We start from the raw sequence: 22956 nt of genomic DNA, 5'->3' as shown, positions 1-22956 counted from the left end.
GAGCGTTGAATGATGGCGTGCAGCATATCATGCCTGGCGCAGTCTGGTGTCCAGTTCCTGGAGCCGGGCCGGCGTCCCGACATCCACCCATTGTCCCTCATGCTGGTGGCCGCTAACGCGATCCTCGGCCATCGCCTGGCGTAGCAGCGGCGCCAGCGGAAACGTCCCTGGTGCATGGTCAGCCACCAGCGCAGGGTCGATCAGGGCGATGCCGGCATAGGTCAACCGAGGGTCTTGCCGGTGGTCGCTGACGCGGCCGTGATCATCGAGGTGAAAATCGCCACTGGCATGATGATTCGGGTTGTCGATCAGCCACAGATGGCTCAGATCGTTGTCCAGGCGTGGTAGTTGCCGGAAATCGTCATCGCACCATACGTCGCCGTTGATCAGCAGAAACGGCGATGTGCCAAGTAACGGTAATGCCTGGCGAATGCCGCCTCCGGTTTCCAGTGGGGTCGCCTCACGGCTCCAGGCGATCGACAGGCCATAGTGGTGACCGTCGCCCAGTGCATCGATGATCTGGTCGCCACGGTAACTGACATTGATCACGACCTCGCGGAAGCCGGCAGACGCCAAGCGTTCGAGATGATGGACGATCAACGGCTTGTCGGCCACCGGCAGTAGCGGCTTGGGACAGTCATCGGTCAGGGGCCGCATGCGTTTCCCCAATCCGGCAGCGAGAATCATGGCTTTCATGAGGATGCCGACCCCGTGAGTGGTTGCCGCTGTAATTCAGCGTGCAGCCTTGGCTTGAAATGCGCATCCAGCCAGGTACGGAACTCCGTGAAAGCCGGCCACGGCGTGAGACTGTCCTCGAGATGCCCCAGGAAATGTGGCAGACGCGCCAGGAAACGCGTCTTGTGGTCACGCAGGGCCAGGCGACAGAAAATGCCCAGCACCTTGAGTGAGCGCTGTGCGGCCATGGCATCGGCCTGGAAGCGGAAATGGTCGAAAGCATTGCCGTCGGGGAGACGCCCGTCCGTCAGTGCACGTTGATGAAATCCCGATATCCAGCTGGTGTATTGCTCAGCGGAGAAGCGGCAGTAGCGTCCGCGCAGTAAAGAAACCAGATCATAGCTGATCGGTCCCTTGACGGCGTCCTGGAAGTCGATCATGAAAAGCTGGTCGTCGTGGACCATAAGGTTCATGGCATCGTAATCGCGATGCACGGCGGTACACGGTTGTTCGAGTGCGAGGTCGATGAGTCGTTGACGCAGGAATGGCCAACTCGACGGTACGTCCGTTTCCAGCAGAGCGCCGAGGCACCAGTCTTTGAACAGGTCGAGTTCAGTACCCAGCAGTGTTGCATCGTAGGCAGGCAACGCATCGGCCGGGGCACGGACCTGCAGCTGGTCGAGCAGTGCCAGGGCGCGATCGTGCCAGCTCAGGGTCGCCGGAGCGCTCTCGCTGCCGAGGTGATGATGCATTGGCGTGTCGCCCAGGTCGTCGAGTTCGATGAATCCCTGTTCGAGATCCCGGTGATGCATGTGGGGCACCGGCAGTCCGGAATCATACCAAGAGTCGCCGATGGAGACGAACGGCCGGCTGTCTTCCTTGTCCGGCGGGGCGTCCATGATGATTCGCGAATCGCCTCCGGGTAACACCAGGCGGAAATAACGTCGAAAACTGGCGTCATCCGCAGCCAGACGAAGGTCCAGGCTGTCAGGCATCAACCCATGGTGTTCGGCCAGCCAGTGGCGCAGTTGGTCATGACGTGAAAGAGCGGAGTCCGAAGACATGGGGGCTCCTTGGTTGACGGGACGGTGTCGCCACCGCATGCTGATTTCCTGAAAGCGCCACCAGGGCGCGTTGCCTGCACAGGTCGTGTTGCGGGCTGTATGATAACGGTTTCCCATCGCCAAGGACATCGAGGAACATGGGTAAGCGATTGTATTGGACAGCTCTCGCCACGCTTGTGACCGGTTCCGGGATAGTGATCGGCCCCGTGCAGGCCGCTCCTCCCGAGCCGCTACCCGCGGACCAGCTTGACTGGCAGGCGTGGGGCGATGACGCACCACCGAACGCCGTTTGCCGAGGACGTTATGTCGCCCCCGACTATCGCTTACCGGCGGGTGACACGCCGGAACAAACGCGTTCGGAGTCGGAATCCGCCGAATACGGTGATGATGGCGAGACGATCCTGGGAGGCGAGGTTATTCTGCGGCGCGGTCAGAGCCAACTCGAAGCACCGCGGGTGCGCGTCAACGCCGAACGAGACCGGGTGTTTTCCGCGGGACCGCTTGCCTTGCGAGATGAAGGGATGCTGGTTCGCGGTGATGCTGCGGAAATGTCTCTGGAAAGCGATCAGGCGGAAGTCGAGACGGCTCATTATGTAGTGCATGAGGAGCGTCTGCGTGGCGATGCCCAACGACTGGAGCGTCTGAAGGATGGTCGCTATGTGCTCGACGATGCCAGTTTCACGACCTGTGAGCCGGGCAACAACCTCTGGACCTTGATCGGCAAGGATGTGGAGATCAATCGCGAGGAAGGGTTCGGCACTGCCCGTCATGCCCGGCTGGAAATGGCTGATGTGCCGGTCTTCTACTGGCCCTGGGTTCGATTCCCGATCGATGAACGACGCCAGAGCGGGTTCCTGTGGCCCACATTGGGACTGTCCACGGATTCTCTGGATTACGGGCAGCCCTATTATTTCAATATTGCCCCCAATCTCGATGCCACCGTCACGCCCCGGTTCATCAGCGAAAGCGGTCTGCTGCTCGGTGGCGAAGTGCGTTATTTGCAGCCCGGTTTCGAAGGACAGATCGAGGGGGCGTATCTACCCAGCGACAACGATGGCGGCAGTAGCGATAATCCCAATGATCCCGATGGCCAGTTCGAGGGTGAGGATCGCTGGTACGTCGATTTCCGGCACCAAGGACGAATTTCGGACCGTTCGGATTATAACCTTCGTTATGGTGCAGCCAGTGACGGCCGCTACTTCGATGACTTCGGGCGCAATTTCGCCGAGCGCGATACCAACAGCCTGTCTCGCCTGGCCCAGGTGGATTACCAGGGAGATCGCTGGCAACTCGACGCGCGTGCACAGGGATACCAGAAGCTGGATTTCCCGTTGAACCCTCGGGACAAGCCGTTCTATCGCCTGCCAAGCCTGACGGCGAATGCCCGTTGGAATCAGGATGCCGGTTTCTATCAGCAATGGCGCTCCAATGTGACCCATTTCTGGCGGGATCTGGATACTGATGAAAATGGCGTGGCGGAGGACGAGTTGGGTCGATCCCGCACAATACCGCTACGTGAAGCCGCCAATGGAACGCGGCTGCATCTGTCACCGGCCGTCGGTTGGCGGTCGTCGCCGAGCTGGGGCTTCCTGGAACCTCGGGTCGAGTTGCTGCATACCAGCTATGAGCTCGACTACGGCAATCGTGATACCGATCGCAGTGAGAGCCTGTCACGCACCGTGCCAGTGACGTCGGTGGATGGCGGGTTGGTATTCGAGCGCGACATGAACTGGCTCGACTCCACCTATCGCCAGACCCTGGAGCCTCGGCTCTATTACGCCTATGTGCCGGAGAGCGATCAGAGCGAGTTTCCCGATTTCGATACCAACGAGCGCGCCTTTTCCTACAATCAGCTCTGGTCACCCTATCGCTTTTCGGGCAGCGATCGCGTCGGCGACCAGAACAAGATCTCCTATGGAGTGTCCTCACGGTTCCTCGAGGACGAGAGCGGCCGTGAACGGCTCTCCGTGGCCCTGGGGCAGAGTCGCTACTTCGAGGATCGCAACATCGATATGAATGGCGATCCCGATACCTTGCCGCCGGAAAGCAATGCGGAACGTTATTACAATGCGGTCCGTGAGCGTTCGCCTGTCGTAACCCGCATTGACTGGCAGATGACGGATCGCTGGAGCACACGCTACGAGTGGTTGTATGACGAGCACCGTGACTTGACGGAACGCAACAGTGTGAGCCTGCGTTATCGCGATCCCGAGGGACATGCACTGAACCTTGGCTACCGTTGGGAACTCCAAGGGTTCGACCCGTCAGGCGATGCCGAGGATCGTTTGGGTTACAACCGTGAGGAGTACGACATCTCGGGGGCCTATCAACTCAACCCGCGCGTCGATTTGATCGGTCGTTTCCTGTATGACAACACCAACGATCGGGCCCTGGAGCAACTCGCGGGTGTGCAGTGGAACGACTGCTGTTATGGTTTGCAGCTGGTATGGCGTGAGTGGGTGGAAGACAACGATACGGCCAACCGTATTGATGACGACTACACCGACCGGGGTGTCTTTCTGCGGTTCGTGTTCAAGGGACTGGGAGGCACCGGCCAGGAAGCCGACGAGTATTTCGAACAAGCGATTCCAGGATATCGTTCCACGGCGTTCTAAGACATGTCGAGCACCATGGTGAATTCGACCGACACGAGACCCTAATTCGGGAAACAGCATGAGAGTAAAAGAGGTAGTTATGCGCAGCCGTTCGATCGCCCTGCTGGGAGTGGCCCTGCTGCTGACCGTCACACCGTTGATGGTCCACGCACAGAGTGCCGAGCCGTTGGACAGGATCGTCGCCGTGGTCAACGACGATGCCATCATGCAAAGCGAACTTGAGACCCGGGTCGATCAAGTGCGCAATCAGATGTCGAGTCGCGGTATGCAGGGGCCGGATGAGCAAGCGCTGCGCCGCCAGGTGTTGGACCGCATGATCGTCGAGGAAATCCAGCTGCAGATGGCAGAGGAAGCCGACCTCAGCGTCGATGACACGGAACTCAATGCGGCGGTGCGTAGTATCGCCGAGAACAACAACATGACACTCGATCAATTCGCCGATGCGTTGGAGGAGGATGGACTCTCGTTGGCGGATATTCGTCGCCAGGTACGCCGGGATCTGCTGATGCGTCAGGTACAGCAAGGTAATGTCTCCCGCCGTGTCAATGTCAGCGACCGTGAGATCGAGCGTTATCTGGAACAGCAAGGTGGCAGCCAGGGCGAACGATATCGATTGGCCCACATTCTCGTGGCGACTCCCCAGTCTGCGGAGTCTGACCAGATCGAGGAAGCTGAAGCCAAGATCCGGCGGCTGGCCGAGGAGTTGGATGACGGTGCCGATTTTGCCGAATTGGCTGCTGCCGAATCCGATGGCAACAACGCGCTGGAAGGCGGTGACCTCGGCTGGCGCAATACAGGTGAAATGCCGAGACCTTTTGCTGATGCCGTGACGGGACTCGAGGAGGGTGAAGTCTCCGAACCGTTGCGGAGTCCCAGCGGCTTCCACCTCATCAAGTTGCTGGATCGCGAGGAACAGCAAGTCGGCAGCCAGGACCAGCGAGAGCAAGCGCGCCGGGCACTTTTCCAGCGCAAGGCCAATGATGAGCTGGAAACCTGGTTGCAGGAAATTCGCTCCGATGCCTTTGTCGACAATCGGCTCGATGAGGCCTATTGAGGCGGCTCCCGTGTCGAGCCCCGTACTGGCTTTGACGACCGGTGAGCCGGCCGGCATCGGTCCAGAACTGCTGGTCAAACTGGTTGCCGATACGGTGTCATTACCGGCGCGGTTGGTCGCCGTGGGTGACCCTGATTTGCTGGCGGAACGTGCGCGCATGGTGGGCGTGGACATTGATGTCCGCACGCTTGACAAGGGACGAGTGCCGGAATCGTTTAGCCCGGGCGTGCTGCCGGTCTGGCCGGTGACGCTGCGTGCGCCTTCTCGTCCCGGTTGTCTGACCGTTGACAATGCCGCTTATGTCATCGAGACCCTCGATGTGGCGGTTTCGACCTGTCTGCACGGCCCCGCGGATGGCATGGTGACGGCACCGCTGCACAAGGGGATCATCATCGACGCCGGGCTTTCCGGGTTTACCGGCCATACCGAATACCTGCGTGATGCCTGCGGCGTCGAAGGTGTCGTGATGATGCTGGCGACACAGGATCCGTTGCATGCCCGGCAAGTCGCCTGGCAAGGCACTCGGTCGTTGCGTGTGGCGCTTGCCACCACTCACCTGCCATTGCGTGATGTGGCTGATGCCATCACAGGGGAAAGCCTCGAAAACGTCGTTCACATCCTGCACACCGATCTTCAGCGCCATTTCGGGATCGAGTCGCCGCACATCCTGGTCTGCGGACTGAATCCTCACGCCGGTGAAGACGGTCATCTGGGGCGCGAGGAACTCGAAGTGATCATTCCCGCGCTCGATCATCTGCGTGACCAGGGCCTGCACGTTACCGGCCCGCTGCCGGCGGATACCCTGTTTACCCCGCGTCACTTGGCGCGTGCTGATGCTGTCCTCGCCATGTATCATGATCAGGGTCTGGCAGTGCTCAAGTATGCCGGTTTCGGACGTGGGGCGAACATCACGCTGGGTTTGCCGATCATTCGAACCTCGGTGGACCATGGCACGGCTCTGGATCTCGCCGGTACCGGACGCGCCGAGACCGGCAGTTTGTCCGAAGCTGTCTCAATGGCTTGCCTCATGGCCGGACACGCATTTCAAACCCATGATTGATATGATCACCGCCTTTGCGAGTCCAAGGAATTCATAGCCGCATGTCCTCCCGCCCTCAGCCCCATCGGGCGCGTAAGCGCTTCGGTCAGAACTTTCTGCGTGACCCGGGAATCATTTCCCGTATCGTGCGTGCGATTGCCCCCCGGGAAGAGGACCGTCTGATCGAGATAGGTCCAGGGCAAGGCGCGTTGACCGAACCCTTGCTGGAAGCCGCCGGCCACCTGGAAGTCATCGAACTGGATCGCGACCTGATTCCCGGCCTGAGAGTCCAGTTCTTTCGCTATCCCGGCTTCGTCATTCACGAAGGGGATGCCCTGAAGATGGATTATGCAGCCCTCAAGGGGGAGGGACCTGGACTGCGAGTGGTAGGGAATCTTCCCTACAATGTCGCCACTCCCTTGATCATCCGCTTGATGGAGTCCGGCGCAGCGATTGCCGATATGCACTTCATGCTACAACAGGAGGTCGTCGAGCGCTTGGCGGCCTCGCCCGGGGGAGCGCAATGGGGGCGGTTGTCCGTCATGGCCCAATACCATTGCCGGGTCGAGTCGTTGTTTACCGTGCCGCCTGAAGCGTTCGTGCCCCGGCCCAAGGTGGATTCCGCCATCGTTCGCCTGACACCCCATGCCGAGTTGCCCTGTGTCGCCGAGGATGAAAACCTGCTGTTCGACGTGGTCCGTGAGGCTTTCGGGCAGCGTCGCAAGACACTGCGTAACAACCTGAAGGGACGTCTGTCCTCCACGGCATGGGAGCAGTTGTCGATTGATCCTGGTCGCCGGCCCCAAACGCTGACCGTGGAGGAATACGTACGTATCGCCAACTTCCTGGCCAGGGAATCATCATGAGTGCGTCGTCTCCGTCATCATCCGCCGAGGTCCATGTACAGGTCGAGCCGGCTTATTGCGAGGAAGAATCCTCCCCCGCTGAGCAGCGGTTCGTATTCCGCTATACCATCACCGTGCACAACGGTTCCCGGCACAGCGTTCAGTTGCTGGCCCGCTACTGGAAAATTACCCAGGGGAGCGGCAAAGTCCAGGAAGTGCGCGGTAAAGGAGTCGTCGGTAAGCAGCCATTGATCGGTCCCGGCCAGACGTTTCGTTATACCAGTCGTGCCGTGCTCGAAGGGCCTGTGGGGGTCATGCAAGGCGCTTATACCTGTGTCGATACCGCGACCCAGCAGACGTTCGATGTCGATATTGCTCCTTTCCGCCTGGCCACCCCCAACCAGGTTCATTGAGCATCGGTAGGCATCAGCTCGTGAGCTCATTGCGATAGTTGGTAACGCAGGAGAATGTATGACCACGTATGTCGTCGGCGACCTTCAGGGGTGCCATGAAGAGTTCGAGGCACTGCTCGAACGCCTTGAGTTCGATACCGATCGTGACCGGTTGTGGTTGGTTGGCGATCTAGTCAATCGGGGACCGGGGTCTCTAGCTTGCCTGCGACGGGTATATCAATTGAGAGATGCAGCCACGGTGGTGCTGGGTAACCATGACCTCCATCTGCTGGCGGTAGCGCGCGGTGGCGCCGAACTCAAGCGCAAGGATACGCTGGCGCCCATCCTGGAAGCTCCCGATCGCGAAGAACTGCTCGACTGGCTTCAGGCGCAGCCGTTGATCGCGACCGAGCGCAATGACGTCATGGTGCATGCCGGGTTGCCACCCCAGTGGAACGTTCAGCAGGCTGTCGAGTTGGCTGCAGAGGTACAGAACCGATTGACCGGCCCGCGTAGCGGTGCATTCCTGGAACGGATGTACGGCAACCAGCCTGATGTCTGGCATGATGATCTGGAGGGCCTGGAGCGGTTGCGTGTGATCGTCAATATCTTTACGCGTATGCGGTTCATCGATGTCCAGGGGCGACTCGATTTCGCGGCCAAGGAAGGGCTGGATTCGGCGCCTGCGGGGTTTGCGCCCTGGTTCACCTTTGCCCGGGAAGACGACCCGCATATCCTGTTCGGCCACTGGGCGGCGCTGGAAGGGCGAACGCCGGATAGTCGGGTGCGTGCCGAAGCCCTGGATACCGGCTGTGTCTGGGGAGGCTGCTTGACGGCGCTCGATCTGTCGTCGGGGGAGCGAGTCAGCGTTCCCAGCCGCCAGCCGGGTCGTTGACCGGGTTCCTGTCACCGGCTGATGCGGATAGAGGCAAACCAGGCATGACATGTCGAGATGATCATCTGACCGGACTGGAAGTCTACCGAGTGGGCGGCGCCGTTCGTGATGCCTATCTGGGATGGCCGGTATACGACAATGACTGGGTGGTTGTCGGTGCGACTCCCGAGATCATGGAGCAGCGGGGTTTCAAGTCTGTTGGGCGTGACTTCCCGGTATTCCTGCATCCCGAAACCCACGAGGAGTACGCGCTGGCGCGTACCGAACGTAAGAAGGGTCGTGGCTATACCGGCTTCGAGGTCCAGGCCAGTGCCGATGTGACACTCGAGGACGATCTGAAACGCCGTGACCTGACCTGCAATGCCATGGCGGAGACCCCCGAGGGAGAATTGGTCGACCCCTATGGCGGTCTGAAGGATCTACGTCGGGGGGTGTTGCGTCATGTGTCGCCGGCCTTTGCCGAAGACCCACTACGCGTCTTGCGCACGGCACGTTTTCTGGCGCGTTATCGCCATCTGGGATTTGCCATTGCCGAGGACACGCAGGACCTGATGGCGGCCCTGGTCGATAACGGAGAGATGCAGTACCTCGTGGCCGAGCGTATCTGGGTGGAAACCGTCAAGGCATTGGGTGAACCCTCGCCAGATGCCTACTTCGAGGCACTGAATGCTTGCCGGGCCTTGTTCGTACTGATGCCGGAACTGGCCACTGATCAAGCGGAGCTGGAAGCGGCGCTGCTACGTATGCAGCGCCTTCCCGAAATCGAGGAAGCGGATGACGAGGTGATACCACGCTGGCGCTGGGCCAGGCTGTGTGAGCACCTCGACGATGAGGCCCGCCTCTCCCTTCAGCAACGTTTACGGGTGCCCAATGCATATGCCGATCTTTCGGCTCAGGTGGCAGCGACACGCCGCCTGCGAAAGGCATCAGTGAAGGGAGGGGCGGAAGCCGCGAAAGTGGTTGACTGGCTCAATGCCATCGATGCCTGGCGGCGCGATGAACGGGTTTATCCACAACTTCGTTTATTGCGTCAGGACACCCCCTGCCTGGCCGACAGGATCGCGCAAGGTTGGGAGGCGGCTTCCCGGATTCAGCCCCGAGAGCTGCTCGACGCCGGCTACCAGGGCAAGGCTCTGGGTGAGGCCTTGGCTGCGCGTCGGATGGCGGCCATCGAGAACGCGCTGGTCAATGAGCGGGAGCAGTAACAACCTGCGTTTGTGGGTGGAGGGTTTGTTGATCAGCGATGTCGGTGGCCTGGCTCTGTGCCATCGGCATGGGAAATGCGACGTCCTTGCCAAGTGAAGTCGACCGGCCACAGGCGCTGATGTTCTTGAGGGAAGTCGGCCCACAAGGCGGCATAGGTGCGCCCCTCGACGGGGTGGCGTTGGTCAGGTAGTAGTTCAGCCATGGGCAGTAGCACGAAGGCGTGGTAGGTGATCTCGTCACGAGGCAGGGTGACTCCATCGATAGTGCCGCTCAGGCCATCCACGGTCAGCAGGTCGATATCCAGTGTGCGGGGACTGAACTTGGGACTGTCCTTGCGACGGCCATTGGCATACTCCAGTTGCTTGCACCAGGCCTGAAGCTGACCGACGCTCAAGGTGGTATAGAAAACGGCCACCAGGTTGTAGAAGTTTCTGCCATCTTCGAAACCGACCGGCTCGCTTTCAAAGACACGCGACAACTGTGGGGTTCCGAAATTGGCCTGCAGGGCGTCGAGGCATGTGCGAACATGCCGCTCGCGTTCGATATTGCTACCGATACTGACGGTGACTTGCTTCATACGAAGTTTCCGCGTTCGATACGTACACCGACTGACTCGGCATCGGTAACGGCACCGGGTTTGCGTACCGTCAGGGATAGCCCGGTGATGCCGAAGTCCTGGCGTAGTGAGTCGCTGAGACGCTCGGCGAAAGTCTCGACGAGCCCGAAAGCGTGAGAGTCGGCAAAGTCGATGATATGCTCGCTGATCGCAGCATAGTTCAGTGCCTTGTCCAGGTCATCGTTCGCTGCGGCATCCCGAATGTCGGTAGCCATTTCGAGGTCGATCACGAGGCGTTGGCGAATATGTCGCTCCCAGTCGTAGACGCCGATAATGGCTTCCACACCGAGGGACTCGATCAATACGCGATCCATCAAAGCAAGGTCCTTGTTGCATCGAGGTGAGGGGTTCAGGGTCGGTGCTCGATTGTACGTGAGTCCCGGACCAGAATCATGGGATATCATCCCGATCCACAGGAAGTTTCAAATGACGTCCGCCGTTTCTTATACGTCACTGGCTGGTTTGGGGGCTCTCGGTTATCTCTGTGGCTCCTGGCTGAGTGCCATCACAGTGTGTCGGCTCGCCAATGTGCCCGATCCGCGTTATCAGGGATCCTGTAATCCGGGATTTTCCAATGTCCTGCGTTTATATGGTCGCCGTCTGGCGCTGGTCACGCTGCTGCTGGACATGTGCAAGGGCATGCCGGCACTCTGGCTGACCAAGCTCATGGGGTGGTCACCCTGGGCACAAGGGCTGGTCGGGCTGGGCGTCTTGCTGGGGCATAGTTACCCACTATGGTATCGCTTTCGCGGGGGGAAGGCGGTGGCAAGTGCCTTTGGGGTGTTGCTGGTATTGGCCCCGCTGGTTGCGTTGTGCTGTGCCCTGTGCTGGGTGGTACTGGCCTGGCGGGTGCGCACCGCCGCCGTGGCATCGCTCGCCAGCGCTACACTGGCCCCCTTGCTCAGTTTCTGGCTGGCGCCGGATTACGTGCTGGTCATCATTGGTTTTGCCTTGCTGGTATTGGTGCGCCACTTCTGGAATATCCTGCGTCTCAGTCGCGGGATGGAAAGGCCTCTGACCGATCATGGTCGCAAAGGTGAGGTCAAACTGCCGGAGGACGAAGGTCAGTGAGCGGCCAGCGGGGTACGGCGAGTATGGCGCTGTCATCGTGTTCCCCGGCCATGAGGCGCTGAGCTCCTGCGTAAGCAATCATGGCACCGTTGTCGGTGCAGAACCGGTTGCGCGGATAGAACGCCTTTGCCCGACGCTTGGTGAGGGCGTGGTCGAGGCGTTCGCGTAGTCGCACGTTGGCGCTGACTCCGCCTGCCACGACCAGGCGCTTGAGTCCCGTGTCATCCAGCGCGCGTCGACACTTGATCACCAGCGTGTCGACCACGGCTTCCTCAAACGCTCTGGCTATGTCCGCATGTGCCTGCTCATCGAGAGCACCTTCGTCGCGCAGGGCCTTGATCGTCGTCAGCGTATGGGTCTTGAGGCCGGAAAAGCTGAAATCCAGTCCGGGGCGGTCGGTCATGGGGCGTGGAAAACGGAAACGCGTCGGATCGCCATGTTCGGCTAAACGTGCAATGGCCGGACCACCGGGATAACCCAGTTCGAGCATCTTGGCCGCTTTGTCGAATGCTTCGCCGGCGGCGTCGTCCACCGACTCCCCGAGCAAGCGGTACGCCCCGAGTCCCTCCACGGCGACCAGTTGTGTGTGCCCGCCCGATACCAGTAGCGCCACGAAGGGAAACGCCACTGGATCGTCCTCGAGCATGGGGGCCAGCAGGTGGCCTTCCATATGATGAACCCCCAGAACCGGGATATCCAGGCTCCTGGCCATGCCGTGGGCGGTCGAGGCACCGACCATCAGTGCTCCGACCAGGCCGGGGCCGGCCGTATAGGCGATGGCATCCAGGTCGGCACGCCCACAGTGGGCCTCACCGAGGACGTCATCAATCAACGGTAGTAGCTTGCGGGTATGATCACGTGAGGCGAGTTCGGGGACGACGCCCCCGAAATCGGCATGCATCGCTACCTGGCTGTACAGGGCGTCGGCCAGCAAGCCGTGTCGGGTATCGTAGAGGGCGACACCGGTTTCGTCGCAAGAGGTTTCTATCCCCAGAACGCGCATGATGTGGTACCAAATTGACGGTTTCAAGGCTGGAATATTCTACGCGTTTTTGTCGCGTTTGTGGCAATGACGGGTATCAGGCCATTTGCATGGCCGGCGTTGTCACGCTAGAATACTGTGCGCTGTACGACTGGGTCGTGCGCCTGCAGCTTCCCGTTCCTTAGTCGCGGTTCGGCGATGTAGCAATGGCTACATCGGTTGAGTTAGTTGATATGCCATTGATTGGGGAGCATAGGGTGTGCGTAAAAACCGAACTCAAGATTTTTCAAGGTAGGTGAGTGCTTAATGCCTTCTGTCAAAGTACGTGATAACGAGCCGTTTGACGTGGCGCTGCGTCGCTTCAAGCGTTCTTGCGAAAAAGCTGGCGTTCTCTCTGAAGTACGTCGTCGTGAGCACTACGAAAAGCCGACGGCAGAACGTAAGCGTAAGGCGGCGGCTGCCGTCAAGCGTCATGCCAAGAAGCTTCAGCGTGAGCGCAAGCGCTTCGAACGGCTTTACTGATCCGTACTGAAATCGGTCGACGTCATTGCATCGGCCGTTTCTAGAGGGGTATAGAGCGGCTGCCGTAGGGTAGCCGCTCGTCTTTGTATTGTTCCTGTCATTGCTCCATTACCGCCCCGAGGTCGATTCACTACCATGGGTCAGATTCCTCAGCGTTTCATCGATGATCTCCTGGCTCGGGTCGACGTCGTCGACGTGGTCGGAGAGCGGGTGCAGTTGAAGAAAGGGGGGCGCGACTACATGGGGTTGTGCCCCTTCCATCAGGAAAAGACACCCTCGTTTACCGTGAGTCCCGGCAAGCAGTTCTACCACTGCTTCGGGTGTGGTGCTCATGGCAGTGCCCTGAACTTTTTGATGGAGTATGACAACCTCAGTTTCCCGGAAGCCGTGGAGTCGTTGGCAGCGCGTCTGGGAATGTCCGTGCCACGGGAAGGAGATGACGATCCACGGGCGCAGGTACGCGAAAAGCAGCGCCAGGAGGGGGTCAACCTGATGGAGCTGTCAGCGAGCTTTTTTCGCGAGCGACTACGGATGCCGGAAGGCAAGGCAGCGCGCGACTATCTCCATGCTCGTGGTCTGTCGCCGGAGATTCAGGAAGATTTCGCCATCGGTTATGCCCCTGAGGCCTGGGACGCGCTAAAGCGTCATCTGGGTGAGCGGGGTGTCTCGGAATCGGTGCAGATCGAATACGGTCTGCTGATCCATCGCGAGGACAGCGGCCGACGTTATGATCGGTTCCGTGATCGCGTGATTTTCCCTATCCGCGACATCAAGGGGCGAACGATTGCTTTTGGTGGCCGGGTGATGGGCGATGCGAAACCCAAGTATCTCAACTCGCCAGAAACCCCGGTATTCCACAAGGGGCGGGAACTTTACGGCCTCTATGAAGCTCGTCAGGCCAACCGGCACCTTGAGCGGTTGCTGATCGTGGAAGGCTATATGGATGTCGTGGCGCTGGCGCAGTTCGGCATACGTAATGCCGTGGCGACACTGGGAACTGCGGCGAGCGAAACGCATCTGCAGCGCCTTTTTCGGCTGGTTGACGAGGTGGTATTCTGCTTCGACGGCGACCGCGCGGGACGGCAGGCGGCAACACGGGCCCTGGAGACGGTATTGCCGCTAATGATCGATGGTCGTCAAGCGCGTTTTCTGTTCCTGCCGGAAGGGGACGACCCGGATACCCTCGTGCGCCGTGAAGGCGAAGCCGCATTCCAGAATCGGATTACTTGTGCCAGTCCGCTCTCGGAATTTCTCTTCGAGCAGGCCGCTGAAGGACGGGACCTGGGAAGCATCGAGTCGCGGGAGCGCTATGCCAGCCAAGTGCTCAAGGCGGTGGAGCGTTTACCGGATGGGGTGCTGAAATCACTGATGCTGAGTGAGCTGGCGTCACGGACCGGCGTGGAAACGTCACGTTTTGAAGCGCTCCTGAATCGCCATGATACCGCCTCGGCATTTCCGGAGCCTGCTGCGGAAAGCGATATCTCGGCTTCGCATGGGGCGGCGCCAACGATATCGTCAGCGGGGCAGCGCCGTGCTGACTCCCGGGTCGATCTGGCCAACATGGCTCGCGTGTTGCAACTGCTGCTCCGCGACCCTCGATTGGTCGATCAATTGCCGGATTCATTCGACTGGTGCGATGAAGAGGACCCGGATACGCCCTTGTGTACCTCGGTCATTGAATTGGTCCGTGCGGGGCGTTATCGCAGCTCCCAGGTGCTTCTGGCCCATTTTCATGGGACTTCCGAGGGGCAGCGGCTAGCGGAACTGGCCAAGCGGGAGTTGCCCATCAAACCCTCGGATCGGGCGGCGGTGCTGAGTGAGTTGGTTGGGTATTTTCAACAACGTGCAATGCAGGAATCTCCCCGGGAGGAAATCGATGCGCTGTTATCAAAAGAGCGTCGGGGAGAGCGGCTGTCTCAGCCGGAAAAACTACGTCTTCGCGAACTATTGAGTTCGCTGGCGCGTTGAGAGACTGGTACACCGAGGGTGGTGCCAATGGTTCTTTGCTGGCGTCGGGGTTGAATTTTTGCCTAATATCACCATCTAAGAGGCAATGATCTCAAGCCCAGCGGCAATGCAACCGAACAAGCTAACACACCTAAACGTAAGCGCAAATGAAAAACTGGCGAACCTGAGGGGTAAGCCGCTATACTATTCGGCTTTACGGAATTTTGCCGCCTAAACGTTTGGGTGCTTCATTCTTCTTCGCTAGATAGGGTTTCTATGGCTGGAAATGCGCAGCAGCAGTCACGTCTGAAGGAGTTGATCGCGAGAGGCAAGGAGCAAGGCTTCCTGACCTACGCAGAGGTCAACGATCACCTGCCTGAGGATATCGCTGACCCGGAACAAGTGGAAGACATCATCGGTATGATCAACGACATGGGGATTAATGTCGTTGAGGAAGCCCCTGATGAAGATACGCTGATGATGGCCGATCACTCTGCCGATGAGCAGGCTGCCGAAGAGGCTGTGGCAGCATTGGCTGCGGTCGAGAGTGACGTTGGCCGCACCACGGATCCCGTGCGCATGTACATGCGTGAAATGGGAACCGTCGAGCTGCTGACGCGCGAAGGCGAGATAGAGATTGCCAAGCGTATCGAGGAAGGGACGCGCGAGGTCATGTCGGCGCTCGCCTATTTGCCCGGTGCGGTTGACTCGATACTGGAAGCATACGATAACACCCAGGATGAAGAAGCGCCGGGGCGGTTGTCGGATCTGTTCTCGGGATTCATCGATCCGGATGAAGGTATCCCCGGCGTCGCGGAAGCCGAGGTCGCCGATCCCGAAGTTGCTGACGGGATCGACACCGACGAGGAAGTCGACACCGAGGCGGGGGACGACGAGGACGAAGATGCCGCCGGCGGCGATGGCGGCCCCGATCCCGAGGAAGCGCGTGCGCGTTTCGAGCAGATTCGGATGCAGAACGAGCGAGTCAAGGAAACCATCGAAACCCATGGTCGCGGTTCTGCAGAAGTCAATGAGGAACAGGCGCGTCTGGCCGAGTTGTTCTCGCCGATCAAACTGGTTCCCAAGCACTTCGAGCGTCTGGTGAACCAGGTTCGGATCAGTGTCGAACAGGTGCGCGAGCAGGAAAAGACGATCATGCAGATCCTCGTCAAGCGAGGCAAGGTGCCGCGGAAGACATTCATCAAGTCGTTCCCCGGCAACGAATCCCGGACAGCATGGTTTGACGAATTCCTGGCGGCCAACGACAAGTACGCTGAACGCCTGAAACCGTTCCAGGGGGATGTGGCTCGCGCACAGCGCAAGATCGCCTTTGAGGAAGACATGGTTCAGTTGACAGTGGGGGACCTCAAGGAGGTTAACCGCAAGCTGTCGATCGGTGAAGCCAAGGCGCGTCGTGCCAAGAAAGAGATGGTCGAGGCCAACTTGCGTCTGGTGATTTCGATTGCCAAGAAATACACCAACCGCGGTCTGCAGTTTCTCGACCTGATTCAGGAAGGCAATATCGGCCTGATGAAGGCGGTGGACAAGTTCGAGTATCGCCGTGGCTATAAGTTTTCCACTTATGCTACCTGGTGGATCCGTCAGGCAATCACGCGATCGATCGCCGATCAGGCGCGCACCATTCGTATCCCGGTGCACATGATCGAGACCATCAACAAGCTCAACCGTGTTTCCCGTCAGATGTTGCAGGAGATGGGACGTGAACCGACTCCCGAGGAGCTTGGCGAACGTCTGGAAATGCCGGAAGACAAGGTGCGCAAGGTCCTCAAGATTGCCAAGGAGCCGATCTCCATGGAAACCCCGATCGGTGACGACGATGATTCTCATCTCGGTGATTTCATCGAAGACGGTACCATGCTGCTGCCCATCGACTCAGCGACCGGCGAGGGGCTGATCGAGGCGACCCGCAATGTCCTGGGTGGATTGACGGCGAGGGAGGCCAAGGTTCTACGTATGCGTTTCGGCATCGACATGAATACCGACCATACCCTGGAAGAAGTCGGTAAACAGTTCGATGTCACTCGTGAGCGTATTCGCCAGATCGAAGCCAAGGCATTGCGCAAGCTTCGTCATCCATCGCGCTCCGAGTCGCTACGCTCGTTCCTCGAGGAATGAGCAAGGCTCGATAAGTCGACTGCTACCAAGCCCACCAGTGACGGTGGGCTTTTTCATATCTAGGTGTTGTCGGTGCCGTTGTGGCTGAGTCGCCAGCGCCTGGCCAGTAATACCAGTTCAATGATGGCGAACAAGAGCAGAGCGTAGCCGAACAGCTCTGTCACTTCTTCGGCGGCATCCTTGAATGTTCGTGCGTAATGATCACCGAGAATTGCCATCCAGACTTCGCTGCGTCCGTAAAGGCGTGAAAAAACATAAGTGGTCAAAAAGCCGGCAGCAAACAGGCCGAAGGAAAAGGTGTTCGAGTAATGCGTGAATTCGTCGATGAATTGGCGGCGGCGGCGAATGACAAAGAACAGGCAGGGTAAAATGACCAGCGTCACCAGGACTTGCCATGCGCCGTCAAAGAGATAGGTGTCGAGGTGAGAATCCTGTTCACGAATCAGGGATGCAAACAGAAAGCCGAATAGCAGCAATGTGACCTGGGGCATGCTCTTGAGCCCATGCCTGGCATAAATCAGTAGTGCAGAGGCGATTGTCAGAAGTAGCGTCTGCGCCAGCTCGGTGAATCCTCTCTCGGTAAACTGGTTGTCAGGAAGATAGAGCGCTTCATAATAGACGCCCTGCATCAATGCGCCGGTCAGAAGAATATAGATGACAGCGCGTATACACGTAGCTCGAAAGCTGATGGAATCGGGAGCGGGCATTCAAGATTTCCCTATCGGTCAGTCACATCCAGAGAAACATCATTTTAACTGCCTGCTTCACGACTCGCTACAGGGGGCACTAAAGCATTCTGACCGGAGGAAGCGCGTCGTGCTTCTTCCACCAGCCAATCATGAACCGCCTTGACACGTCGATCGTCCAGTGCGCCCTGGGTATGAACAATGCCATAGCGTTTGCCGGTGGCCACGCGTTCGGCAAACGGCGATATCAGGGCACCGGTCTGGAGCTCGTTGGTGATGAGTGTTTGACGAGCAATTGCCACGCCCATGCCCGAGATGGCCGCCTCCATGGTGAGCTGGTTACGGTTGAATGTATAGCCGCGTCGCACATTGACATGCGGTGCATCGATCGCTTTGAGATAGTGCTCCCATTCTGCGTGATCATGGCTGCCGCGCCAGGCGGTGACATCGTGGAGCAATGGGTACCAGGCGAGATCCTCCGGTCGCTGTAGTGGGGGCTTGCCGCGCAACAGGCCAGGTGAGCAGACCGGAAATATCACCTCATCCATCAGCGGGGTAATGCTGAGTCCCGGATAATGACCGTCGTTGAGATCCAGGGCCAGATCGAATTCACCGTCCCGTAGGGAAATGTTGCTATCTTCGGCCACGACCTGTAGTTCGATATCCGGGAAACGGGCCTGAAGGCGAGGCAAGCGAGGCATGAGCCACTTGGCGAGAAACGACGGTACCGAACGCAGTTTCAGTGTGCCGCTCATGACACCGCTGCGCAGGCGGCGTACCTCCATCCCGACTGACTGATATGCCTCATCGACGACGGCAGCCAGACGTCGCCCTTCTTCCGTGAGCTCCAGTTGGCGAGGCAAGCGTCGAAACAGCTTGAAGCCCAAACGTTCTTCCAGTTGTTTGATTTGCTGACTGATGGCGCCGGTCGTGACATGCAGCTCCTCACCGGCTCGGGTGAAGGACATGTGGCGGGCACTGACCGCGAAGACTTTCAGCCAGGCATGGGTTTGAGAATTCAAAGGATGCATAATGGTTTAGCTATTCTAAAGCCATGAAAAGATTTTCTCGGTTGCTGTCGGTGTGTTACTCGACCACCATACTCTTTGACGGGCAACGATGCCATGTCATGAGATTTATAGTTTAGTCAAATTGATGCTGAGAGCGACGGCCTCATACTCTGTCACGACGAGGTGGGCGACAATGGCCATAAGCGTATTCGACCTGTTCAAGATTGGTGTGGGGCCTTCCAGCTCGCACACTGTGGGGCCGATGCAAGCCGCACATGATTTCGTTGATACCCTGCGTCGACGGGAGCAACTGGAGAGCGTGACACATGTCGAAGTGCATCTCTTTGGTTCCCTGTCCGCCACGGGAGCCGGCCATGGGACCGATCGCGCCGTGATCATGGGTTTGATGGGCGAGCAACCCGACAGCATCGACCCCTCGGTCATTCCCTCCCGTATTGAAGCGTTACTGGCTTCGCACACGCTGTGGCTCGACAACCGGGTTGCCGTGCCGTTCCAGTGGACGAGCGATATGCATTGGCACGATGAGCGCCTTCCACATCATCCCAATGCCCTGCGGCTGATCGCATATGAGCATGATGCCCTGTGCTACGAGAACACGTACTACTCCATCGGTGGTGGTTTCGTGATCGACGAGACCCAGGCCCAGGCCGGAGATCTCGACATTGACGACACCTCATTGCCGTACGACTTCAACTCGGCCGGTGAACTGTTGGCCTTGTGCCGTATGCACGACATGCGTATCAGCGAACTGATGCTGGCGAATGAAAAAGCCTGGCGTAGTGAGGCCGACATCCGTGACGGCCTGTGGCGGATATGGGAAGCCATGCAGTCGTGTGTCGAGACCGGCATGGCGACCGAAGGAATCCTGCCCGGCGGGCTCAACGTCAAGCGCCGGGCGGCAGCACTACATCGGCGCCTGCTCGTCATGGAAGAGAGTCCCAGCCTGATTGCCTCGACCTTCTCCGCCATGGACTGGGTCAATGTCTTCGCCTTGGCCGTCAACGAGGAAAATGCCGCCGGAGGACGTATGGTCACTGCTCCCACGAATGGGGCGGCGGGCATCGTGCCGGCGGTGTTGCACTATTACATGAAATTTCAGCCGGGCGCGTGTGAGCGCAATGTCGTGGACTTCCTGCTGACGGCAGGCGCCGTGGGTATTTTGTGCAAGAAGAACGCGTCGATTTCCGGTGCTGAAGTCGGTTGCCAGGGTGAAGTGGGTTCCGCATGCGCGATGGCCGCTGCCGGGTTGGCGGAGGTCATGGGGGCGTCGCCGGCTCAGGTCGAGAACGCTGCGGAAATCGGCTTGGAACACAACCTGGGACTGACCTGCGATCCGGTGGGCGGGCTGGTACAGGTACCATGTATCGAGCGCAACGCGATCGCCTCCGTCAAGGCGATCAACGCCGCACAAATGGCACTGCGTGGCGATGGCGAGCACTTCGTGTCGCTGGACAAGGCCATTCGTACCATGCGTGATACCGGCGCCGACATGCAGGACAAGTACAAGGAGACATCGCGAGGCGGGCTCGCTGTCAATGCCATCGAATGTTGACCTGACCCATCCCTTGTCCGTCTCTGTATGAGGCGGATTCCTCCCCGTTAGCGGCCTTGATCGGACGCCTGTCTTCCATCGCTCCTGGAAGATGTCAGCATATGACGATATAACGTCATGGTCCTGATGACGATTGACCAATGGCAAAGCATACGGGCGAGGGGGCGAACGGTCGATTTCGACTGCCACTATCACAAGAGCAATTGGCTGATGCTCTGGGGCTGAGTGCCGTGCACATCAGCCGTACATTCTCCATATTGCATGATGAGGGACTCGTGAACCGAGAGCGTCACCAGGTCGAGCTGTTCGATCTGGACGCGCTCGCTGATGTGGCAACCTTCGATGCGTGTTACCTGAATCACAATATTCGTTCGCTCCTGTACGCTTGAGCTGGTATCCGGTCGGCGCGGGTCATCGATGCCGTGAATCAAGCCGGTAACGGCGTCTTGGACGGCAAGGTCTCGGCTAGATGCTCGACCAGGAAGTCGACGAACAGCCTGACCTTGGGAGACAGATGGCGATGTCGCGGATAGACGGCCCAGACCGCGGTATCCCTGTAGACGTAGTCGTCCAGTACCGATATCAGGTTGCCGTTGCGCAGGTGCTCCTCGACATAGTAATCGGGCAGTTGCGCCAGGCCGAGCCCTTTGAGGGCTGCATCCAGTAATGCCGGCCCGGAGTTCGCGTGCCAGCGCCCATCGATACGTATTTCCCGGCGGACACCATCGACATCGAACAGCCAGCTATCCCGGGTACCGACCAGGCATCGGTGATGGCTCAGTTCGGCCAGGCTGTGAGGTTGGGAAACCTGCTCGAAATACTCCTTGGACCCGACCACGTATTCATGCCTGCCGCACAAACGACGAGCGATCAGGGTCGAGTCCTTGAGTACGCCCATCCGGATGGCCAGGTCGTACCCTTCGTCGATCAGTTCGACCCGTCGATTGGTGAAGTGCATGTGCGCCTCGAGCTGGGGGTGAAGACAGAGGAAGTCGTTGACCAACGGGGCGACATAGCGCTCCCCGAATGTCGTTGCCGATGTCAGGCGAAGCACACCACGCGGTCGTGCCTGGAAATCGCTGATGGCCTCCTCGGCCTCGTGGAGGCCATCCAGCAGATGCCGACAGTATTGATAGTACAGGGTGCCGGCATCGGTCAGACGGATCTGGCGTGTGGTGCGGTACAGTAGTTGGGTGCCGAGCTGGTTTTCGAGTTGCCCGACAAGACGGCTGACATGTGACGTGGATACTCTGAGTTGGCGTGCGGCGGCGGAAAACGTTCCCAGCCGTACGACTTCGACGAAAGCTTCGCTACGATCCCAACGACGCATGTATCGTTCTCCGGTGAAGACATGAATGAATTATTGTTGTATGGCAACGATTATATGACTGAATGACGGTTTCTCCCATGGTCTTTGCTCACCTAGACTGAAACAGGTTGACCGACATCGGAGCGCCCGATGCGTTACTTTGTCGGCCTTCCACCGAATCCGAACAGCAAGAAGAGGGTGCATCCACGATGAAATCACGTGCTGCGATTGCCTGGGAAGCCGGCAAGCCGCTGGAACTGGCAGAGATCGATGTTCAGGGTCCCAAAGCCGGTGAGGTCCTGGTGCGCATGGCGGCGACCAGTGTTTGCCATACCGACGCCTTCACCCTCTCGGGGGCCGATCCGGAAGGGTTGTTTCCCTCGATACTGGGTCACGAGGGTGCCGGTGTCGTTCAGGAAGTCGGTGAGGGAGTCACATCGCTGTCGCCCGGCGACCATGTGATTCCGCTTTATACGGCGGAGTGTGGCGAGTGCAAATTCTGCCGCTCCGGAAAGACCAATCTGTGCAGTTCGGTACGCGCAACCCAGGGTAAGGGGGTGATGCCCGATGGGACATCACGGTTTTCGCTGGACGGCAAACCGCTCCACCATTACATGGGCTGCTCGACATTCAGCGAATATACCGTACTGCCCGAGGTATCTCTGGCCAAAGTCTCGAAAGAGGCACCGATGGACAAGATCTGTCTGCTCGGCTGCGGGGTGACTACCGGTATCGGGGCCGTGCTCAACACCGCCAAAGTGGAGGCCGGCTCGACAGTGGCAGTCTTCGGCTTGGGCGCGATTGGCCTCGCGGTAATCCAGGGGGCCCAGATGGCCGGTGCCGAACGTATCATTGCCATCGACGTCAATCCCGACAAGTTCGATCTTGCCGGCAAGTTTGGAGCGACTGATTTCGTCAATCCGAAAGAGTACAGTGACCCCATTCAACAGGTGATCGTCGACATGACCGATGGCGGTGTCGACTACTCGTTCGAATGCATCGGCAACGTCAATGTCATGCGCTCGGCACTGGAATGCTGTCACAAGGGCTGGGGCGAATCGGTCATCATCGGCGTGGCGGGTGCCGGCGAAGAGATATCCACGCGGCCATTCCAGCTGGTCACGGGCCGGGTCTGGAAAGGATCGGCCTTCGGTGGTGTCAAGGGCCGCAGTGAACTGCCAGGGTATGTCGAGCGCTATATGAACGGCGAGATCAAGATCGACGAGTTCATTACGCACGACATGCCGTTCGAGCAGATCAACGAGGCATTCGATCTGCTCCACGCCGGCAAGAGCATCCGTACGGTACTGCATTACTGA

Annotated in this window: 22 protein-coding genes; 14 read left to right on the top strand and 8 right to left on the bottom strand. The window is 59.0% G+C overall.

Annotation, left to right across the window (positions count from 1 at the left end; genetic code table 11):
• Positions 1–27: 27 nt before the first annotated feature.
• Positions 28–696, bottom strand: coding sequence for an N-acetylmuramate alpha-1-phosphate uridylyltransferase MurU (gene murU, locus BLW01_RS04080; RefSeq protein ID WP_092568236.1), 669 nt, complete (start codon positions 694–696; stop codon positions 28–30).
• Positions 693–1739, bottom strand: coding sequence for an aminoglycoside phosphotransferase family protein (locus BLW01_RS04075; protein WP_092568235.1), 1047 nt, complete (start codon positions 1737–1739; stop codon positions 693–695). Before BLW01_RS04075 ends, murU begins: the two co-directional genes overlap by 4 nt.
• A gap of 137 nt (positions 1740–1876) precedes the next feature.
• Here BLW01_RS04075 and BLW01_RS04070 point away from each other — a divergent pair, with 137 nt between their 5' ends.
• From BLW01_RS04070 to BLW01_RS04040, 7 genes are all read left to right on the top strand, one after another.
• Positions 1877–4354: an LPS-assembly protein LptD gene (locus tag BLW01_RS04070; RefSeq protein WP_092568234.1), complete on the top strand. Its 2478-nt coding sequence runs from the start codon at positions 1877–1879 to the stop codon at positions 4352–4354.
• 79 nt (positions 4355–4433) lie between these two features.
• On the top strand, positions 4434–5408 hold the full coding sequence (locus BLW01_RS04065; RefSeq protein WP_092568233.1) for a peptidylprolyl isomerase: 975 nt from the start codon (positions 4434–4436) through the stop codon (positions 5406–5408).
• Positions 5371–6468: a 4-hydroxythreonine-4-phosphate dehydrogenase PdxA gene (gene pdxA / locus BLW01_RS04060; RefSeq protein ID WP_244889963.1), complete on the top strand. Its 1098-nt coding sequence runs from the start codon at positions 5371–5373 to the stop codon at positions 6466–6468. Before BLW01_RS04065 ends, pdxA begins: the two co-directional genes overlap by 38 nt.
• 41 nt (positions 6469–6509) lie before the next feature.
• Positions 6510–7313, top strand: coding sequence for a 16S rRNA (adenine(1518)-N(6)/adenine(1519)-N(6))-dimethyltransferase RsmA (gene rsmA / locus BLW01_RS04055; RefSeq protein WP_092568231.1), 804 nt, complete (start codon positions 6510–6512; stop codon positions 7311–7313).
• Positions 7310–7705 (top strand): Co2+/Mg2+ efflux protein ApaG, encoded by a 396-nt coding sequence (gene apaG / locus BLW01_RS04050; RefSeq protein ID WP_092568230.1) that lies wholly within the window; start codon positions 7310–7312, stop codon positions 7703–7705. Before rsmA ends, apaG begins: the two co-directional genes overlap by 4 nt.
• A gap of 58 nt (positions 7706–7763) precedes the next feature.
• The gene (locus tag BLW01_RS04045) at positions 7764–8579 is read left to right on the top strand and encodes a symmetrical bis(5'-nucleosyl)-tetraphosphatase (RefSeq protein ID WP_092568229.1); all 816 of its coding nucleotides are present in this window, start codon (positions 7764–7766) and stop codon (positions 8577–8579) included.
• A 44-nt stretch (positions 8580–8623) separates the two neighbouring features.
• Positions 8624–9784, top strand: a complete 1161-nt coding sequence (locus BLW01_RS04040) for a tRNA nucleotidyltransferase/poly(A) polymerase-related protein (RefSeq protein WP_092568228.1) — start codon at positions 8624–8626, stop codon at positions 9782–9784.
• A gap of 32 nt (positions 9785–9816) precedes the next feature.
• Here the strand turns inward: BLW01_RS04040 and folK are convergent, their stop codons facing one another.
• Both folK and folB read right to left on the bottom strand, forming a co-directional pair.
• Entirely contained in the window at positions 9817–10362 is a 546-nt protein-coding gene (gene folK / locus BLW01_RS04035; RefSeq protein WP_092568227.1) for a 2-amino-4-hydroxy-6-hydroxymethyldihydropteridine diphosphokinase, read from the bottom strand.
• On the bottom strand, positions 10359–10715 hold the full coding sequence (gene folB / locus BLW01_RS04030) for a dihydroneopterin aldolase (RefSeq protein WP_092568226.1): 357 nt from the start codon (positions 10713–10715) through the stop codon (positions 10359–10361). The genes folK and folB overlap by 4 nt, the downstream gene beginning before the upstream one ends.
• A gap of 112 nt (positions 10716–10827) precedes the next feature.
• On the opposite strand from folB, the gene plsY reads away from it, so the two are divergent.
• Complete coding sequence (gene plsY, locus BLW01_RS04025) at positions 10828–11472, top strand: glycerol-3-phosphate 1-O-acyltransferase PlsY (protein ID WP_092568225.1); 645 nt, start codon at positions 10828–10830, stop codon at positions 11470–11472.
• Here the strand turns inward: plsY and tsaD are convergent.
• The gene (gene tsaD, locus BLW01_RS04020) at positions 11444–12475 is read right to left on the bottom strand and encodes a tRNA (adenosine(37)-N6)-threonylcarbamoyltransferase complex transferase subunit TsaD (protein ID WP_092568224.1); all 1032 of its coding nucleotides are present in this window, start codon (positions 12473–12475) and stop codon (positions 11444–11446) included. The genes plsY and tsaD overlap by 29 nt on opposite strands.
• Before the next feature lie 285 nt (positions 12476–12760).
• On the opposite strand from tsaD, the gene rpsU reads away from it, so the two are divergent.
• The 3 genes from rpsU (at position 12761) to rpoD (ending at position 17059) form a co-directional block, all read left to right on the top strand.
• Positions 12761–12976 (top strand): 30S ribosomal protein S21, encoded by a 216-nt coding sequence (rpsU, locus tag BLW01_RS04015; protein WP_016416934.1) that lies wholly within the window; start codon positions 12761–12763, stop codon positions 12974–12976.
• A gap of 135 nt (positions 12977–13111) precedes the next feature.
• Positions 13112–14944: a DNA primase gene (dnaG, locus tag BLW01_RS04010; protein ID WP_092568223.1), complete on the top strand. Its 1833-nt coding sequence runs from the start codon at positions 13112–13114 to the stop codon at positions 14942–14944.
• A 255-nt stretch (positions 14945–15199) separates the two neighbouring features.
• The gene (gene rpoD, locus BLW01_RS04005; protein WP_092568222.1) at positions 15200–17059 is read left to right on the top strand and encodes an RNA polymerase sigma factor RpoD; all 1860 of its coding nucleotides are present in this window, start codon (positions 15200–15202) and stop codon (positions 17057–17059) included.
• A 59-nt stretch (positions 17060–17118) separates the two neighbouring features.
• Here rpoD and BLW01_RS04000 read toward each other — a convergent pair whose 3' ends face one another.
• Both BLW01_RS04000 and BLW01_RS03995 read right to left on the bottom strand, forming a co-directional pair.
• Positions 17119–17766 (bottom strand): hypothetical protein, encoded by a 648-nt coding sequence (locus tag BLW01_RS04000; RefSeq protein WP_092568221.1) that lies wholly within the window; start codon positions 17764–17766, stop codon positions 17119–17121.
• A 44-nt stretch (positions 17767–17810) separates the two neighbouring features.
• Positions 17811–18776 carry a LysR substrate-binding domain-containing protein gene (locus BLW01_RS03995; RefSeq protein ID WP_229806372.1) on the bottom strand — a complete coding sequence of 322 codons (966 nt, stop codon included), beginning with the start codon at positions 18774–18776 and terminating at the stop codon, positions 17811–17813.
• Positions 18777–18948: 172 nt separating this feature from the next.
• Here BLW01_RS03995 and BLW01_RS03990 point away from each other — a divergent pair, with 172 nt between their 5' ends.
• Together BLW01_RS03990 and BLW01_RS03985 are read left to right on the top strand one after the other, a co-directional pair.
• Positions 18949–20328 carry an L-serine ammonia-lyase gene (locus tag BLW01_RS03990; RefSeq protein ID WP_092568219.1) on the top strand — a complete coding sequence of 460 codons (1380 nt, stop codon included), beginning with the start codon at positions 18949–18951 and terminating at the stop codon, positions 20326–20328.
• A gap of 140 nt (positions 20329–20468) precedes the next feature.
• Positions 20469–20717, top strand: coding sequence for a Crp/Fnr family transcriptional regulator (locus BLW01_RS03985; protein ID WP_092568218.1), 249 nt, complete (start codon positions 20469–20471; stop codon positions 20715–20717).
• Between the two features lie 38 nt (positions 20718–20755).
• Here BLW01_RS03985 and BLW01_RS03980 read toward each other — a convergent pair whose 3' ends face one another.
• Positions 20756–21658, bottom strand: a complete 903-nt coding sequence (locus BLW01_RS03980; RefSeq protein WP_092568217.1) for a LysR substrate-binding domain-containing protein — start codon at positions 21656–21658, stop codon at positions 20756–20758.
• A 188-nt stretch (positions 21659–21846) separates the two neighbouring features.
• On the opposite strand from BLW01_RS03980, the gene BLW01_RS03975 reads away from it, so the two are divergent.
• Positions 21847–22956 carry an S-(hydroxymethyl)glutathione dehydrogenase/class III alcohol dehydrogenase gene (locus BLW01_RS03975; protein WP_092568567.1) on the top strand — a complete coding sequence of 370 codons (1110 nt, stop codon included), beginning with the start codon at positions 21847–21849 and terminating at the stop codon, positions 22954–22956.

The sequence above is a fragment of the Aidingimonas halophila genome, assembly GCF_900106955.1.
GTDB classification, from domain to species: Bacteria; Pseudomonadota; Gammaproteobacteria; order Pseudomonadales; family Halomonadaceae; genus Aidingimonas; species Aidingimonas halophila.
This window is presented reverse-complemented; position numbering and strand designations above follow the sequence as displayed.